This is a genomic window from Paracoccus sigandri (assembly GCF_003709565.1).
In the GTDB taxonomy this organism is placed as follows: domain Bacteria; phylum Pseudomonadota; class Alphaproteobacteria; order Rhodobacterales; family Rhodobacteraceae; genus Paracoccus; species Paracoccus siganidrum.
This window is the reverse complement of the sequence record NZ_QNRC01000115.1, coordinates 1-577: the sequence shown is the minus strand read 5'-3', so window position 1 is coordinate 577 and position 577 is coordinate 1. Positions and strand designations below refer to the sequence as shown.

General features: G+C 63.1%; 1 pseudogene. It reads left to right on the top strand.

Annotated features, from left to right (window positions below):
* A pseudogene (locus tag C9E82_RS24005) lies at positions 1-577 on the top strand (integrase core domain-containing protein); the annotation flags it as partial.

The window sequence follows — 577 nt, the reverse complement described above, 5'->3', positions numbered from 1 at the left end:
GGCCTGCCGCAGGTTCCGCATTCTGGCCGTGAACGACGATTGCTGCCGCGAAAACCGCACCTTGATCGCCGACACCAGCATCTCGGGGGCCAGGGTGGCGCGGGAACTGGATGCGCTGGTCAGGATCTACGGCAAGCCGGCCTGTGTCGTCAGTGATCGACGAGGATCAGAAAACGATCCGGGGGATCGTTTTCCCGAGGAGGGGCACCGAGTTCACCAGCAAGGCGATCCTGAAGCGGGCCAACGAGAACGGCGTCGAATGGCATTATATCGATCCGGGCAAGCCCCAGAAAAATGGCTGCATCGAGTCATTCAATGGCAGCCTGCGCGACGAATGCCTCAACGAGGAGATCTTCGAACGCCTGGCCGATGCCCGCCGAAAGCTGGCCCTCTGGCGCTACGACTACGACCACGTCAGGCCGCATGCCTCGCTCGGCAACCAGACCCCGGCAGAAGCGCGCAGGGCGATTGAGCAAACTGGGGGCTCCGCGCCCGACGCACTTGCCCAACCCGAAACCGACCAATATCAACCCCAAGGACTCTACATCACGGCGAGGGACGACCGGGGGGCAGGTCA